The following is a 15,357-nucleotide window of genomic DNA, read 5'->3' on the forward strand; positions in this document are numbered from 1 at the left end:
CCACAGCGTCTAGCTGAGCGCCTCTGTCAGCACGATTAAGAGTACAAACTATGTTAGAGCAAATGCTACTGAGCAACCTGAACAATAATACTGAACTCAACGAAGAGTCTTTTGAGTACAAAAGCACTTTTTTAAGCTCAGTTGTTCCGGACCCTACCAATGGTCGATTCTTACCGTCGATACTCATCGATGATGAAGACGCTCGTCTGTTTGTTGCACGTAAACTGAGCAAAGCCCAGCTTACTAAGCTTTATCAGGGCGAAAATCATGTTCTGATCGGTAAATCGGTCATTATTAATTGCCTGAAGCGCGACACAGAAGACTGGAAGCGTGCAGCTCAGACCATAGACTCTATTATTGAACTGGGCAACAATATTTCAGTTTCTGAAATGATCCAGGCGCCCACTTTATATCCACTTGAAGATGGTCGTTTTCAAATTCTGACCGGCCACCGTCGCTTCTTTGCACTGGTGTATGCCAAAGGCTATGGTGCTGCTGCACAGTTTAAGGTCTATGATCGTAAGCCTTTGCTGACAAAGGTTAAGCAATTTCAGGAAAATGCCAGCCGTGAGGATTTACCTCAATATGGTAAACTGCAGGCGTTTACCAATGCGATGACAGAAATCGAGCAATTAAATAAGGCGCGTCTGCAGTCCGGTTTGTCACGGCTCACTGTCAGGACGATTGTACCTAAGCTTGGTATTTCGATGGGGGCATATGACAACTACAATGTATTGTCGCGCTATCCGGTGGTTATATCGGCCTACGAGTCCGGATGCAATTACTCTTTCGTTAAAATGAAACGGCTGATCTTGTCTGTGGAATCGCAATATAAAGCAGAGCACGACAAATCGACTTTAAATGCTTTGGATAAGCGTGCTATCTCAGATCTCATTGAACAACAATTAAAAGGCATCAAAAAGCAGCCAGCAAAGAGTAAAACACCGTTTATCACCACTTCATTTGACTCGCCCGGCGCACTGCAAAAATTGCTGACGCAGGATGTTACGCAACTGGCTTGTGGTGTAGATTGGTCGACACTCGACTGGCAGGATAAAAAAGCAGTTTCTGCGGCGCTGGAGCATGTACTAGCGCATCTTGAAAAAGAGTAAATATCAGGTAACGGTAAGGTGTCTACCTTTTTTGGTTAGTGCGTAAATAGAGTCGCATCATCAGCTTACTAATGGGCCCCCATTTTGAGGGCCCTCATTGTTTGTCCCGCCCAATATTGGCTAGTCGCCAGTCACCAAAATGACATTCTCTCAGCGCATACTGCTTACCCGGATTAGTGTCGGCTGACAGGTTTGACAGGTTTGACAGGTTTGACAGGTTTGACAGGTTTGACAGGTTTGACAGGTTTGACAGGTTTGACAGGTTTGACAGGTTTGACAGGTACTGGACTGGGTTGGGAGTTTGGATAAACACGCATCCGGTACATTGACATCAGTTTTGTAACTGTTGTTAATTTTGTGGTTGTTATTTCGCGTGGATCTGATGATATCTAATTACAAAATTAAAAAGTATATGTAACTTCACTTAAACCAATAAAAATAATGAGTTATCAATTTGAGCTATGAAATTTATCATTTTTACAAATAAAAATGCAGAGAAAGTATACAGGCTGCAAAATAATGCGTTCTCGTGACAATTTAGAACTTTGCAATGTTTTAATTTGGGTTGATAAGATGAAAAATAACGTGCTAACAGAGCTGGGCATCAATCTGAACAATCACAACATAAATTCAGATGCGGTCGACGAGCAGCTACTCCATCATATTTTCAAATTGGCCTATGACTTTGGCTACAAAGACGGGGGCTGTGGCATTTACGTTTGCCCGGCTTCGACTCTGCGGTCATTGACGCATAAACCCGGCGGTCATTAAGATTGTGTACTGTCGCGACACAGTTCAAAATCGGCGCACTGATCTGCCACTGGCTTCGGATACCCCCGCTGAGCGGTTAAGCTAGTTTGCCGGTGAAACTGCCACTCTTATTATTTTATTCATAGACAATAACTCCTCCTGTCGGGTTGCGGTGCGTCAGGCTGGATAGTGCTGCAGTGAGCAAATAAATATTCGTGGATGTCGGATCGAGTCTGGCGAAATCAGCGCTGTGCCTGAGTCTTTTGCTGAGGTTGAGTCGGCTCTGGTAATGGCTAGAAACAAGGCTCTCAGCAATCAGCGTGTTGCATACGTACGTCCTTGTATTACGTGTGAAACGTATCACGTGTGAGACAATCGGCTCTCTTCAGCAGCATTGCTTTCGGCCATTGATGAAAACGAAGAAGTACGGGAGAGCTGAGCGCATATAAGCAACCAGGTGACTCAGCGATAGCAGAACGCGGGAGGGTGTGAGACCTATTGTTTTGCCTCAAAATAAAACACCTCATTAAGCAAGTTGGGATAATTTTTACATTATTGTGAATTTTTCATGTTTTAAGCTGCGTATTACCTACATGCGATATCCGGATATACCGTGTTTACCGGATGCCAGTGTCATTTATTTGTCATGTTTTGGCTTTATCTTTCAGTTACCTCAGGTGTTATTTTAATGTCTGATTTATAAGTGTTTTTACCGTTTTATATGAAGTCAGTTTGGCTGTGTGACAGAACTGTCATTGAGCTTACAAAATTAAACAATTGTGCACACTTGCCAACCTTGGAGGAGGTAATTGATATGTTAACATCCTTCTTGTCGGAATAACGGGCGGACACCCGCTAATTATATCGCCAGGTACAGCAGCAGGTTAACAGGTAAGACGGTGCTTATGTCTTAACTCAGGCTAGATCATTGCCTGGCAGGATTATATGGATTTACGGAGATGATTATGAACAACGTCAACAAAGGATTAGGGCTTACAGTTTTGCTGGGGTTATCAGCGGCCCTGACAGGGTGTGGTGGCAGCGATGAACTGAACGAGCAGCTAAACCATGATGCGGAAATGTCTTTTGTTAACTCACTGGACTATATGGCCGATTTTCACGTCAAAAAAAGATCTATCAGCTCAGGTTACAGTGGTTTGTTCGACAGTGGCAGTGTAGTTTCAGCGGATGTACCTGCAAAAGAAGTCGGCAAGACATACAGTTACAGCTACAAAGCCATCAACAATATGATCAACCTGGGCGTTAAAGACAGCAACAGCGGTGAAAAACAAGAGCGAATGAACACCACGCTCAAAGACGGTGCCAATCTGTGGGTGATTGCCTGGGAGTCAGACGGCGAACGCACTTTGTCTGTGGTTGGCAAAAAGCAGCAAAACCAGGCCGATGTGTTTAATGTGCGCCTGTTTGCCAATGGCAGTTACGATGTGATGATTGACGGCAACAAAGTCACTACCACCGAAAAAGGCCAGGTGACGTCCTACTACGCAGTGAGTAGTTGTACCGACGGACTACAGGTGGCCGGTAATGCCATTGATCTGTGTAATGGTGATTTTGGTCAGTCTTATCTTTTGATAGTTGATGGCAATGGTAAGCGCGTGATGGCCGCAGAATAAATGTGCAAAATGCGCGGTGTGCTCAGGCACCGCGCATTTTATTAATTACAGGCGGACTTAATTAAGCAAGTTTGCCTTTTATCACTGGCTGAGATGCCAGTATTTTGTGGTCGATACTGAATTTACCCGCGCCATAGGCTGCCAGTGCAAGAAAACCACCCGCCATTGCGACATTTTTGAAGAACATAATAAACTGCATCTGATCTGCCAGATCGAAGTGGAACAACAGCGCGCTGATCAGGCTGAATCCGGCAAATGCAATGGCCGTCAGGCGAGTAAGCAGGCCACCCAGGATCATCAGACCGCCGATCAGTTCAAATGCAATCACCAGTGGCAGCAGTTCTCCCGGCAAACCGCTAGACGCCATATACTGGGCGTTGCCCTCAAAGTACTGAATTTTGTTCATTGCAGCCAGAATAAAAATGGCTGACAGGCCAACGCGAGCCAGCAGCGCCGCAAGATGAGACAAAGATGTGTTTTGGTCGAATAGTTGAATTAGTTTAGTCATTACCGTTTCCTCAGGTTTGTAATATCAAAGCCAGGGCTTGCGGGAAACGCCCTTAGTTGTTTTCCCCTCAGCCGATATGAAACAGTATAAATTCGTTTTTATATTTTAAAATTTCTAAAAATCGCACCATTTGTTCTATTAAAAAGAATATAGTTCCTGATGCAGCATACGTGTAACCAAAGGCTCATCACGAATTAAGCCTGGTCGATCTGCTGTACGATTAAGTTGAGCGGACCATCATCGACAATCAGGCCCGGGCTGAACAGCGGGCAGCGCTGTACCAGATTGTTGAGCCTGGGCACTACAAACTTGTGGACGATGGCGTGATCCATGGTCAGCGTAACCCGACCGCCGGGTTCGGTATTGGTCAGTTCTGCTTCGACATCCTGTATTATGTCTCTGGGCTGTCGGGCGTGCTGCAACACCTTTTCGCCTTCCTGCGTCAGCTTCAGCTGGCGCGTACTGCGTTGCAATAAGCGCACTTTCAATTGTAACTCTGACTGAGACACCTGCTCGCGCCCCTTCGAGCGGCTGAAGTGTAAATGTCGCGCGGCAGATACCGACGTTTAGGCGATTGCCGGCTGGCTGTATGAGCACAGTGGAACACTGAGCCGTCTGATAGGTCGGCCAACCACAACTATGTATGAGAGTCTGGCACATCCGCTGAGTGTTTAACGACAATCAAAGGGTGTCTTCGAGCAGGCTGAGTGTCATACTGGCCACTTTGACGCAGTTTCGTCCGGCATGTTTGGCATCGTACAGGGCGCTGTCGGCCTGATTTTGGGTGGTTTCGAAGCCCTGCTGACTGATCTCACGGCTACAGGCAATACCAATGCTGATGGTCAGCGGGGTTTTACCCAATCCCAGTTGCAGACTGTGTTGTGCAAATGTGCTTTGTAATTTATTGGCACACGCCACCGCCATGTCGGGTTGCATATCAAACAGTACCAGACAAAATTCTTCACCGCCCCAGCGGGCCAGTAGATCGGCGCTGCGAAACTGGTTTTGGAGTACTTGCGCAATGCAGACGATAGCGCGGTCGCCACTGTGGTGGCCGTACAAGTCGTTCACGCGCTTAAAGTGGTCAAGATCAATCATCATGACGGTGAGTGAGTCGCACTTGCGTTTGCTCAGTGGCAGCAGTTCGTTCAAATGCCTGGCCAGCCCGCGACGGTTAAGTAGCCCGGTTAGCAGGTCGTGGTTAGCGGCAAACTCCAGCTCTTTAACAAAGCGCCCGGCACTGAGTAGCAACAAAATCGGGGCGCCTGCCAGGATCCCCAATAATGCAGCCAACCAGGTATAGCCCGCAACCCAGTTAAAGGCTCCGCCTATTTGGGGTAAATTGCCCAGTGCACCTTGCAGGGTATATAAAACTGAGAAAAATACCTCCAGGAAAACCAACCCGATGGCTATTCGGGCGGCGAGAAACTCGTTTCTGTCCTGACGCGTGTGTTTGTACAGCACCCAGGCATAATGACACCGGACTGCTATCAGCCAAATGCCAATCAATGTGATGCGCAGTTCCCGCTCCGGTATGAGGGTCGCCGTGAGCCAGGAAATAAGCAATACAGGCAAAATAAGCCAGACAATTTTTTGTCTTGTTGGTGTGCGCTTAACAAACTGCCAGGTGCCAATTAACCAGGCCGAGTGCCCCAGAATAAGGAATGTATTAAAAGTTAAAACACGCCACTGGACCTCCAGGTTTTGCATGGTTAATTGCGATAAATAGGCGCAAGAAAGCAGCAACATAGCCAGTGACCAAACCCGGGTGCCGGTGATTGTCTGAGTCATTTTTGAGATCACAAACAGCAAAGTGGCACCAGTAAGAGACGCAATCCACAGCGACAGCATCAGTGTAAGATCATGAACCTGCATTAAATCGACCTATTTGTATTCTAGTTGTTACCTGCGCCTTGGTGCCTTTTAGCAGGCTTTTGGTTGGACTTTACCAATCTTCAAGCATAGCACTGTGGGGCCCAGATGCGCAGCTGTTGCTTGAAATTAACCTATTGAGTAGAGAATTCAGTCGCCTGGCGCACTGAGTAATGTAAACAAAGGTAAATAGTGTTTCTCTTTTAACATGTTGATATTAGATTGGTTATAGATGAACGTGGCGCTGAGCGCTGATAACTGCATTAATCTCACTTGATAAAAACCGGCGGAGCAATTAATGTTCCCATTAGTACTTTATTTGTTAATTTATTGATATGTTGAAAGTGTCTACTTACATATTAATGGGCGTCATTGCGTTGGTGTCTTTTTTTTCATTGCTGTTTTATGGCAATGGGCTTGCTTATTCCGGCTCTCTGGAAGCGTCGGGTGAGCAGGTAAATGCACCACTGAATGTTGCTGAATTACAGCTGGCCATCACGCATGAGCCAGAAGCGGTGACGTCTGCCTATAAAAACAGCGGTGTCAGACTGCCACAACATGAATTACAAAGTACGTACTACACCATCAACAAAGAATCGCAGCATGCCAGAGCATTCTTCAAATCCGGCACCACTGTACCTTATGAGTTGTATAACGAAGCCTATATGGAGCTGGATGTAAAGAGCATTCGCACGTTAGCGATAGGCGATAGCTTTGAGTTTTTAATCCCTCAGACTCAGGAAAAAATTTGTTCTGAAATCATAGATATCACTGAGACAGAGCAGGAAAAGCGGCTGATTGGGCAAGTAAATAAAGAAGCGAATGAGCATTATCAGGTGCACCTGACCCTGACTGATGACGTTATATACGGACAGATCCAGCTTCCCAGCGGTAATTATGTCTTTGAGTCTTACGGGCAATATGCCTGGGTAGCAGCAAAACGAAATATCCACTCGACGTCGGCCAAAAGCTTGTCAGTACACAGCCTCAGTGACACAGAGAACACATCGGATGTACCCAAACCAAACACTCCTGTTGCCACCAGACTATGATAACGCCACACATTGTTGTTAATTTATTTTTCATTGTGAAAAATTTGCGTTAATAAAAATGTAATCTAGAGTATATATTCTTGCCTCAAATTTAATGACGGGAGTATGTATGAAGTTATCAAGGTTGACTCAGTTCACAGCTAAATCGGTTGCAATTGCAGCCATTGCATGGTCTTTTGGTGCGAATGCATTGCCACAATGTCCAGATCCAAGCTGGATTGAGCAACACTATGTCAAACCTGACGTGCCCAGTGCCGGGTATCGCAATGGGCTTAATCGCTTTATTACCTGGTTGCCAAGTTTTCACATGGTACATGATGAAGTAGTGGCTGAAGGCAATAGTGTAAAAGTAACAGCAAAGTTTGATTACGGCGCGATTACACACAAAGACCTGGAATTTGAAACGGTCCGCTTTTATCTGCGCGGGCAGCAAGACAGCGACTGGCGCTACCTGGGTGATGCCGTGACCAACAGCGACGGTAAAGCTAGTGTGACCTTACCGGCAATGAACGCGGGCCAGTACCGTATTTATGCCGCAGTGCCTGCCGATGGCACCGGGGCTGAAGGGTTTGTTACTGTGGTTCAGCCCAATACACCTGCCGTACTGTTTGATATTGACGGTACTTTGACAGAGTCGGATGCCGAGCAAATAGGCGATTACACGGGCATTGATCGTGCCGATGAAAAAGAGGGTGCGTACAGCCTGGTACGTCGTTATCTGGATCTGGGATATCAACCGGTCTATTTGACCGCGCGCGTTTACTGGTATGCCAAAGGCACCCGTGACTGGTTAAACTGGATGGGCTTGCCACGTGGTTTCCTGCGCACCTCTTTGAGCAATGAAACCAGCTTGTTCAGAACGGCCGAATATAAAATTGAACAGATCCAGCAACTGCAATCACAAGGTCTGAATATCGTGCGCGCGTATGGAAATGCGAAAACAGACGCCGAAGCCTTTATCCGCGCCGGGCTGGGCGCACAAAATAGCTTCACCATTGGGCCGGATGCCGGTCATTATGGCACCTCGGCTATTACCAACAATAGCTACACTGCGCACATTACCGATCAGGTTGATACCTTTCCTGCGGCACAGTGTGAGTAATTCATTGAGGCCGGGTGGCGTAGATTACCTGCCCGGATTTCTGCGGCTAAAACCGTGAGGCAGAGAACCCACGTCTCAAAGTAGCAGGCCCGTGATATGGCGGGCTTTATTCAGGAAAAATGATTGGTGTCTGTTATTGCGCCACCTGCCATATTCCACTAATATTGGAAGAAATCCGGAAACTTTTTGGAGTAATTATGGCAGACAGTAAAAAAACTGAAGTGCGCTTTTCCGTCGACGCAGACTATCTGGCCCAGCTACAGCAACGCTTAGGCCTGAAGAAATCCAGCGATCTGACCAAAGTGGCACTGACCTTACTGGACTGGGCCTCAGACGAAGTGGTGCACGACAGAGCCATTTTATCGGCAAATAAACAAGGTAAAGACGTCCATCGGCTGGTCATGCCTGAACTCAATAATATCAATAAAGCAAAGCCAAACGCACAACACTAGGTAAACAGGATGACGGGTAACGCACAGGACAGCGACCAAAATCACACACAATCAGCATGGCAAAACCTGGATTTAAGCACCGCCCAGGACTCATCGCCCATGGAAGCCCCGGTCTCCGACCCGGAGCCACTCACAGGTAAAGAAAAAGCCGGCGTAAACCTCACCTGGGGGATCATTGCCGTATTAATCGGCTTTTTGCTGATCATCCTCAGCATTTTTGTCTGGGGCGAGATCCGTTTCTTTAACGCCATCACCGCCAACCCCAATAACACACTCAACGCCGAACAAATGCAGGCCAAACTTGAACTGCTTGCCAATCAGCGTGCCACCTTCCGCGCCTTCTGGTTCGACACCCTCCAGCTGATCATACTCAATGTGCTGTTCCCGACCCTGACGGCATTGCTGGGGTACGTATTTGGCACCAGCAGGAATAATGGGGCATAGTCAGAATGGAAGAGTGCAGAGTTTGTCAGTGGTTACAGACTTTGTACGACAAGGGCGAGCTTTGGCTTGATGGTTACTTCCTCTACCTGTTTGGCTTTTTTACCACGGTGTGCTTTGCCGTTATTGAGGCCGAATGGGTACTTTTGCTCACCGCTCCTGTGATTGCATTTTTAGCAGCGATACCGCTAGGCCTGATCTTGTTCTCTCTGTTTATGATTCTGGCAGCAGGTATTTTTTCCTGCTTGTTGTGTTGTTACATTAAACACATGCTCTTTAACAAAATGACTAAATAGCGAATGAAAAATCGGTTAAATCAGAGCTGAATGTGTACCCAATATTTTTGGTAACTTTTTCTGCTCGACTTTTCTTTAGTGAAAACAAGTATATAACTTTAGAGTGTTCCCCGCAGGCGCGGGGCTAAACCGAAGAACTCGAAATGGCCACTGACAGACAAGACGTGTTCCCCGCAGGCGCGGGGCTAAACCAGGAAACAAGTTGGAACAGGTTAGGTTTGACTGAGTGTTCCCCGCAGGCGCGGGGCTAAACCGTAATTTTTATTTCTACGTGCTTTGTCATTGCTGTGTTCCCCGCAGGCGCGGGGCTAAACCGAGAGCTATTCCATCTTCGACACACCAACTGTGGTGTTCCCCGCAGGCGCGGGGCTAAACCGTGATACGTTGTGCTCTATGCACGCTTGTACGCGTGTTCCCCGCAGGCGCGGGGCTAAACCGGTGTTTTAAGGGTGGTTAAATGATTTTAGATAGTGTTCCCCGCAGGCGCGGGGCTAAACCGTTCTGACATTCCGAGCATGACCCGCCGCGTCAGTGTTCCCCGCAGGCGCGGGGCTAAACCGCAGTATTACCTGGATTGTCTGGCATACGATCAGTGTTCCCCGCAGGCGCGGGGCTAAACCGGCATTTGTGAAGACACGCTGTTGAAATTGAATGTGTTCCCCGCAGGCGCGGGGCTAAACCGAATTATAAGACTATCGTCAAGGCTGCGGAAATGTGTTCCCCGCAGGCGCGGGGCTAAACCGAACGGCGGATACCATGTTCATTAATAACGTGAGTGTTCCCCGCAGGCGCGGGGCTAAACCGGCGCTGCTGGGTAGTGCATGGCAGCACACCATGTGTTCCCCGCAGGCGCGGGGCTAAACCGCGAGGTCAGGCACCGAGCGGGACGGCCAATGAGTGTTCCCCGCAGGCGCGGGGCTAAACCGCGACGCTTTGCACGCACTTGAAAAACGCGCATGTGTTCCCCGCAGGCGCGGGGCTAAACCGGTTCAGGTGTGCAATACACCTGGTGAACCGACCGTGTTCCCCGCAGGCGCGGGGCTAAACCGGCCGGGAGGCGTTTTAGTATGGAGGCACTTAAGTGTTCCCCGCAGGCGCGGGGCTAAACCGACGAAATGATCCGCAGATGGACCATGACAGATGTGTTCCCCGCAGGCGCGGGGCTAAACCGCGCTATAAAACTTTATAACGCAACCCTAAATGGTGTTCCCCGCAGGCGCGGGGCTAAACCGGCACTATCCGTGTATTCTGCCCTGTGACCTCAGTGTTCCCCGCAGGCGCGGGGCTAAACCGGGGCTCACTGTTTCTGAGAGGGCAGCCATTGCCGTGTTCCCCGCAGGCGCGGGGCTAAACCGGTTGGACACCTTGCTTTTACCTAAAGCTTTACGTGTTCCCCGCAGGCGCGGGGCTAAACCGGAGAAAAATTGGGATATACCAACTGAAGACATGTGTTCCCCGCAGGCGCGGGGCTAAACCGGAGGCAGTGAGCGTTACCTGGTTATAATCCACGTGTTCCCCGCAGGCGCGGGGCTAAACCGAGAATCAATACAAACCATGACATTGCACGTGCGTGTTCCCCGCAGGCGCGGGGCTAAACCGTGCTTGCAAACCTTCAACGAGCTCACGTTTGTGTGTTCCCCGCAGGCGCGGGGCTAAACCGCTTTTTCATTAATGACCCCCTCTACAGCTTTTGTGTTCCCCGCAGGCGCGGGGCTAAACCGGAAGCCTAGGCAACAGAACTATTGATTCCATGGTGTTCCCCGCAGGCGCGGGGCTAAACCGTTAAAGGCAAGGTTTGGTCTAAGAAAAAGATCGTGTTCCCCGCAGGCGCGGGGCTAAACCGTTAATTACATCGTCTGCCCACTTTGTTTCTGCGTGTTCCCCGCAGGCGCGGGGCTAAACCGTTTGCAAGGGCAAGAGCGGGCGCTTGCTCAGGGTGTTCCCCGCAGGCGCGGGGCTAAACCGACACCGCAACGCAAAAGGCCATTGCGACAGCCGTGTTCCCCGCAGGCGCGGGGCTAAACCGGAATAGGATTTCCCTTCTCCCAACGTAAATAGGTGTTCCCCGCAGGCGCGGGGCTAAACCGTGGGCGTCAGTCAGGAAAAAATCCCCCTCACTGTGTTCCCCGCAGGCGCGGGGCTAAACCGCCGTTGCTTGAGTCACTAAATCCAGAGCTTAGGTGCTCCCCGCAGGCGCGGGGCTAAACCGCAACAGCTTTGGGGTCTAAACATTAACGAATTGTGTTCCCCGCAGGCGCGGGGCTAAACCGGCGTTTCTATCCGGCGTGGGAAATGCGCAAAAGTGTTCCCCGCAGGCGCGGGGCTAAACCGTTCATTTGTCTCTCCGTTCATGTCTTTCGTTAGTGTTCCCCGCAGGCGCGGGGCTAAACCGCCGTTGTATCAAATGAGGATTTGCTACCTCTAGTGTTCCCCGCAGGCGCGGGGCTAAACCGTATCATTAGCCGCTGGGCACCTGCCTCGGATGGTGTTCCCCGCAGGCGCGGGGCTAAACCGAGAGTCAAGATCCACTAGCGCGATGAACGCGCAGTGTTCCCCGCAGGCGCGGGGCTAAACCGTTCAGACTGACCGGTGGCGTTACCCTGGTATGGTGTTCCCCGCAGGCGCGGGGCTAAACCGATCATGCAGCGTTTTTGTCGCTGGCTTAGGTAGTGTTCCCCGCAGGCGCGGGGCTAAACCGGAGGTTAACCACGAGACCAAACAGGTGCGGGTGTGTTCCCCGCAGGCGCGGGGCTAAACCGCCATACTCTGTTCACCACATACCGATTGACCGGTGTTCCCCGCAGGCGCGGGGCTAAACCGGACAATCGAATACAATCAGTATTAATACGGCCCGTGTTCCCCGCAGGCGCGGGGCTAAACCGCCTCTGGATTAGTGGTGGTCTGCGGAAGTTCAGTGTTCCCCGCAGGCGCGGGGCTAAACCGGCGCTGCATCATGAGCGCCACTATTGTCGCAAGTGTTCCCCGCAGGCGCGGGGCTAAACCGTTCTTCAAGTGCTTTCCTGATTATTTTTGTGCGTGTTCCCCGCAGGCGCGGGGCTAAACCGAGGGGGATGCAAGACCCGGCACGTTTTCAGTTGTGTTCCCCGCAGGCGCGGGGCTAAACCGCCAGTTTGAAACCGACTCCCCACCGTTATAAAGTGTTCCCCGCAGGCGCGGGGCTAAACCGAACGTGATCAGCGTCTGCAATCAGCGGCGTTTGTGTTCCCCGCAGGCGCGGGGCTAAACCGGCCGGGGCACTCCGACCTCTCCTAGAACTGGAGTGTTCCCCGCAGGCGCGGGGCTAAACCGTACAGTGCAATACCACCGCACCGGCTGGCAGCTGTGTTCCCCGCAGGCGCGGGGCTAAACCGTCATGGTATCTAAAATCATTATTAGAGAGGTAGTGTTCCCCGCAGGCGCGGGGCTAAACCGGTGCTACGTCTTGGTGCCGGATAATTTGATAAGTGTTCCCCGCAGGCGCGGGGCTAAACCGGTCCATCACAAGCACATGTGTTTTCCCTTGCTGTGTTCCCCGCAGGCGCGGGGCTAAACCGTCATAACCATCGTCATCAATCGGTCCGTTGCGATGTTCCCCGCAGGCGCGGGGCTAAACCGACTCGAAATATATGGTCGTTCATTATCAAAGTGTGTTCCCCTCAGGCGCGGGGCTAAACCGATGCGGGCGAGTTTGAAGGGTTTAGCGCAGGGGTGTTCCCCGCAGGCGCGGGGCTAAACCGAGGGGCGACTCCAGCATAAACCCGTGAGATGCCGTGTTCCGCGCAGGTGCGGGGCTAAACCTAATCGAAAAGGTTAAAAAAACGTCGTAATTCATCCATGAAGCAGCATCCTTCGCGCATCCACGCGCTCACCTCAGCAAGCTGCGAAACGGTGTTTCGGTCTTGCTTCGCCCCGTGTACACGGGGAGCAATCGGGATTATACTTACAAAAAATTGCTTCAGTTCGGCAGACCATTGTTGCTGCCTTTTCAGGTCAGCCAGGAGTTACTATGATAAAGAACGAAAACAGCTTAATGTCGGGCTTTCGTTCATACGAACAAGGTAAAAGTCAGGATATCTTGCGTATTTTGTCAAAAAATAGTGCGTACGATGAGCGCCATGCAATGCTTGTTTCTGATCTGGCTAAAGCATTAGGTGTGCAGGTCAAATTTATCATGGCACCTCTTAAAGAGCTTTCAAAGCGTGAGTTTGTTGAAGTTCGTCAGGTTGGAGAAGCTGCCAAAGTTGATTCCTTTCAGGTTTCTTTGACACCCATCGGGCAAAGGGTGCAAGACATACTATAACACCATCAAATACAAGGAAGACAAATGAAATGGTTAAGAGATACAACACCTTTTTTCATTTTTGTATTCGGATTGATCATTGTCTGGGTTACCCATTGTGCATTAAAGCAAACAGGTATTGATTTTCCAGCTTCTTCCTATGTGGTTTTCTTTTTGGGTGCGTTAGCGGCATATATTGAACTGTCATCCCGCTATCCAGACTCTCCCGAATCTTTGTTGTTTATTGGCGCCACTCAGCTCTACCTGACACTCAACGCACTGTTGTGCTACTTTGCATTTGTTTGTCTCAAAACTTTCGATTTGGGGCCAACCATTACAGACCCTGCCGTACCTAAACATGCGCAATATATGCTTGACGTGATCACGGCGGTATTTTCGACTCAGCTTATATTCCGAAGTTCATTGTTCGTGCTCAAAGATGACAGTAACAATAATAGTAAGTCGGGTGGACTTGCCGGGTTCATCACAGGTCTGCTCGACCTGATTGATTCACATGTTGACAGACATCGGGCACGCAAACGCTCAGAAGACATTCACAAAATCATTGGGACCGTTTCTGCATTTGATTTGACCCATATCGTGCTGCCATATTTAGAGCAGCTTTTGCAAAACTCAGATGCAAAGGCCTTTGCCGTGGGGGAGCGGATAGCCAAAATCTACCAAGCCAATGATGCCAGCTTGCTATCCGAAGTGAAAGCTGTGTTTGGTGAGGTGTCCCCACATACTGAAAAAATCAAGCCTGTTTTAATCGCGCTGGAATTATACTCATTAGTGGGCAAATCAACGTTGATTGTTGCTATTACACAGCTCCGTAACAACGATCTTTTTGTGCAAGCATCACCTGGTCAAGATAGTGATGATAATCAAGAGCTTGCGCAAATACTTTCAACGTTTGCTAAAAAGAAAGATTGACCTGACGCAATTTCTTTTTGTGACCTTTATGTTAGCATGGTTTTTTTCTTGTTAAATTTCGCGTAGCTATGACCACCAAGGAAGACGAGTATTTCCGGTATTTAGAAGCTCTGCTGTACTGGGAAGGGCGTATCCAGACCGGGCTATTTCAGAGTAAATTCAATTTATCCCGGCCCAGTGCCAGTAAATACTTAAATCGCTATTTTGAAGAGCAAAAGCGTAACGTGTATTACGATGAGTCCGAAAAAGCACACTGTCTGGCAACCCACTTTACGCCCGAGCTGATCTCTGAAGACTTTGCCCAATATTCGCAATTGGTAGTACAACCGCATTTGCACCAGCTTGAACACAGCAGCATTACTCATTTACCAGTTCCCCATCGCAAGCTGGAACCGCATTTGCTGCGGCCAATTCTGACCGCGTGCAGAAAGCAATCTGCACTTGATATTCGCTATCAGTCAATTAAGGAAAACGGTGAAACAGAGCGAATTATTCGCCCACATAGCCTGGTAAGCACAGGACTGCGCTTTCATTTACGCGCTTATTGTGAGGCATCCGGGGCGTTTCGGGACTTTTCGTTGTCGCGTATCTTATCCGCCGAGCAAGATCATAACTGCAAAGCCAAAAAAACCAGCCAGGACGACGACAGCTGGCAAACCCCGGTAGAGCTGACCATTATGCCAGATCCGCGCCTGTCGCACTATGCGCAGGAAGTGATCGCCCGCGATTTCAATATGCAATCCCGGCGCGCAACCATCACCACAAACGCCGCACTCATTAACTACCTGCTCTCCCTGCTGCGACTCGACTGCCAGCACCCAAACCCGGAAGCGCAACAAATTGTGATTGTGCCCGAGTGTTATCGGAAGCTGAGGGCCAGAGGGCTGTTGTGGAATGGTTGAAGGTGCTGGCCGAGCTGCTCGGCC

14 protein-coding genes and 1 CRISPR repeat array are annotated in these 15,357 nt (G+C 49.6%); of the genes, 11 read left to right on the forward strand and 3 right to left on the reverse strand.

The features are described 5' to 3' along the window. Positions 1–50 precede the first annotated feature (50 nt). The 3 genes from MHN33_RS16755 to MHN33_RS16765 all read left to right on the forward strand — a co-directional run bounded on the left by MHN33_RS16755 (position 51) and on the right by MHN33_RS16765 (position 3,496). Positions 51–1,112, forward strand: a complete 1,062-nt coding sequence (locus tag MHN33_RS16755) for a hypothetical protein (protein WP_239399538.1) — start codon at positions 51–53, stop codon at positions 1,110–1,112. A 573-nt stretch (positions 1,113–1,685) separates the two neighbouring features. Further along, complete coding sequence (locus MHN33_RS16760; RefSeq protein WP_239399540.1) at positions 1,686–1,883, forward strand: hypothetical protein; 198 nt, start codon at positions 1,686–1,688, stop codon at positions 1,881–1,883. A 944-nt stretch (positions 1,884–2,827) separates the two neighbouring features. Then, entirely contained in the window at positions 2,828–3,496 is a 669-nt protein-coding gene (locus tag MHN33_RS16765) for a hypothetical protein (protein ID WP_239399542.1), read from the forward strand. A gap of 61 nt (positions 3,497–3,557) precedes the next feature. Here the strand turns inward: MHN33_RS16765 and MHN33_RS16770 are convergent, their stop codons facing one another. The 3 genes from MHN33_RS16770 to MHN33_RS16780 form a co-directional block, all read right to left on the reverse strand. Beyond that, the gene (locus MHN33_RS16770; protein WP_239399544.1) at positions 3,558–4,004 is read right to left on the reverse strand and encodes a DoxX family protein; all 447 of its coding nucleotides are present in this window, start codon (positions 4,002–4,004) and stop codon (positions 3,558–3,560) included. A gap of 194 nt (positions 4,005–4,198) precedes the next feature. Next, positions 4,199–4,513, reverse strand: a complete 315-nt coding sequence (locus tag MHN33_RS16775; protein WP_239399546.1) for a LysR family transcriptional regulator — start codon at positions 4,511–4,513, stop codon at positions 4,199–4,201. A 172-nt stretch (positions 4,514–4,685) separates the two neighbouring features. Beyond that, positions 4,686–5,879 (reverse strand): GGDEF domain-containing protein, encoded by a 1,194-nt coding sequence (locus MHN33_RS16780; protein ID WP_239399548.1) that lies wholly within the window; start codon positions 5,877–5,879, stop codon positions 4,686–4,688. A 332-nt stretch (positions 5,880–6,211) separates the two neighbouring features. Between MHN33_RS16780 and MHN33_RS16785 the strand changes: the two genes are divergently transcribed. From MHN33_RS16785 to MHN33_RS16820, 8 genes are all read left to right on the forward strand, one after another. After that, positions 6,212–6,928: a hypothetical protein gene (locus tag MHN33_RS16785; protein WP_239399550.1), complete on the forward strand. Its 717-nt coding sequence runs from the start codon at positions 6,212–6,214 to the stop codon at positions 6,926–6,928. 109 nt (positions 6,929–7,037) lie between these two features. Next, complete coding sequence (locus MHN33_RS16790) at positions 7,038–8,030, forward strand: phosphatidylinositol transfer protein (RefSeq protein ID WP_239399552.1); 993 nt, start codon at positions 7,038–7,040, stop codon at positions 8,028–8,030. A gap of 197 nt (positions 8,031–8,227) precedes the next feature. Next, entirely contained in the window at positions 8,228–8,482 is a 255-nt protein-coding gene (locus tag MHN33_RS16795; protein WP_239399554.1) for a hypothetical protein, read from the forward strand. A gap of 9 nt (positions 8,483–8,491) precedes the next feature. Continuing rightward, positions 8,492–8,926 carry a hypothetical protein gene (locus MHN33_RS16800; protein WP_239399556.1) on the forward strand — a complete coding sequence of 145 codons (435 nt, stop codon included), beginning with the start codon at positions 8,492–8,494 and terminating at the stop codon, positions 8,924–8,926. Between the two features lie 5 nt (positions 8,927–8,931). After that, the gene (locus tag MHN33_RS16805; RefSeq protein ID WP_239399558.1) at positions 8,932–9,219 is read left to right on the forward strand and encodes a hypothetical protein; all 288 of its coding nucleotides are present in this window, start codon (positions 8,932–8,934) and stop codon (positions 9,217–9,219) included. Between the two features lie 103 nt (positions 9,220–9,322). After that, positions 9,323–13,018: a CRISPR direct-repeat array (repeat unit 29 nt; unit sequence GTGTTCCCCGCAGGCGCGGGGCTAAACCG). A gap of 207 nt (positions 13,019–13,225) precedes the next feature. Then, entirely contained in the window at positions 13,226–13,519 is a 294-nt protein-coding gene (locus tag MHN33_RS16810; protein ID WP_239399560.1) for a hypothetical protein, read from the forward strand. Positions 13,520–13,543: 24 nt separating this feature from the next. Further along, positions 13,544–14,431 carry a hypothetical protein gene (locus tag MHN33_RS16815; protein ID WP_239399562.1) on the forward strand — a complete coding sequence of 296 codons (888 nt, stop codon included), beginning with the start codon at positions 13,544–13,546 and terminating at the stop codon, positions 14,429–14,431. Between the two features lie 68 nt (positions 14,432–14,499). Then, positions 14,500–15,333 (forward strand): WYL domain-containing protein, encoded by an 834-nt coding sequence (locus MHN33_RS16820; protein ID WP_239399564.1) that lies wholly within the window; start codon positions 14,500–14,502, stop codon positions 15,331–15,333. Positions 15,334–15,357: the final 24 nt, after the last annotated feature.

Origin of the sequence: Pseudoalteromonas sp. OOF1S-7 (assembly GCF_022347765.1) — a bacterium.
Classification (GTDB): domain Bacteria; phylum Pseudomonadota; class Gammaproteobacteria; order Enterobacterales; family Alteromonadaceae; genus Pseudoalteromonas.

Coding starts and splice junctions, on each gene's coding strand:
- MHN33_RS16790 (WP_239399552.1), top strand. CDS start 7,038: ATGAAGTTATCAAGGTTGACTCAGTTCACAGCTAAATCGGTTGCAATT.
- MHN33_RS16760 (WP_239399540.1), top strand. CDS start 1,686: ATGAAAAATAACGTGCTAACAGAGCTGGGCATCAATCTGAACAATCAC.
- MHN33_RS16755 (WP_239399538.1), top strand. CDS start 51: ATGTTAGAGCAAATGCTACTGAGCAACCTGAACAATAATACTGAACTC.
- MHN33_RS16805 (WP_239399558.1), top strand. CDS start 8,932: ATGGAAGAGTGCAGAGTTTGTCAGTGGTTACAGACTTTGTACGACAAG.
- MHN33_RS16780 (WP_239399548.1), bottom strand. CDS start 5,879: ATGCAGGTTCATGATCTTACACTGATGCTGTCGCTGTGGATTGCGTCT.
- MHN33_RS16770 (WP_239399544.1), bottom strand. CDS start 4,004: ATGACTAAACTAATTCAACTATTCGACCAAAACACATCTTTGTCTCAT.
- MHN33_RS16815 (WP_239399562.1), top strand. CDS start 13,544: ATGAAATGGTTAAGAGATACAACACCTTTTTTCATTTTTGTATTCGGA.
- MHN33_RS16810 (WP_239399560.1), top strand. CDS start 13,226: ATGATAAAGAACGAAAACAGCTTAATGTCGGGCTTTCGTTCATACGAA.
- MHN33_RS16785 (WP_239399550.1), top strand. CDS start 6,212: ATGTTGAAAGTGTCTACTTACATATTAATGGGCGTCATTGCGTTGGTG.
- MHN33_RS16795 (WP_239399554.1), top strand. CDS start 8,228: ATGGCAGACAGTAAAAAAACTGAAGTGCGCTTTTCCGTCGACGCAGAC.
- MHN33_RS16765 (WP_239399542.1), top strand. CDS start 2,828: ATGAACAACGTCAACAAAGGATTAGGGCTTACAGTTTTGCTGGGGTTA.
- MHN33_RS16820 (WP_239399564.1), top strand. CDS start 14,500: ATGACCACCAAGGAAGACGAGTATTTCCGGTATTTAGAAGCTCTGCTG.
- MHN33_RS16800 (WP_239399556.1), top strand. CDS start 8,492: ATGACGGGTAACGCACAGGACAGCGACCAAAATCACACACAATCAGCA.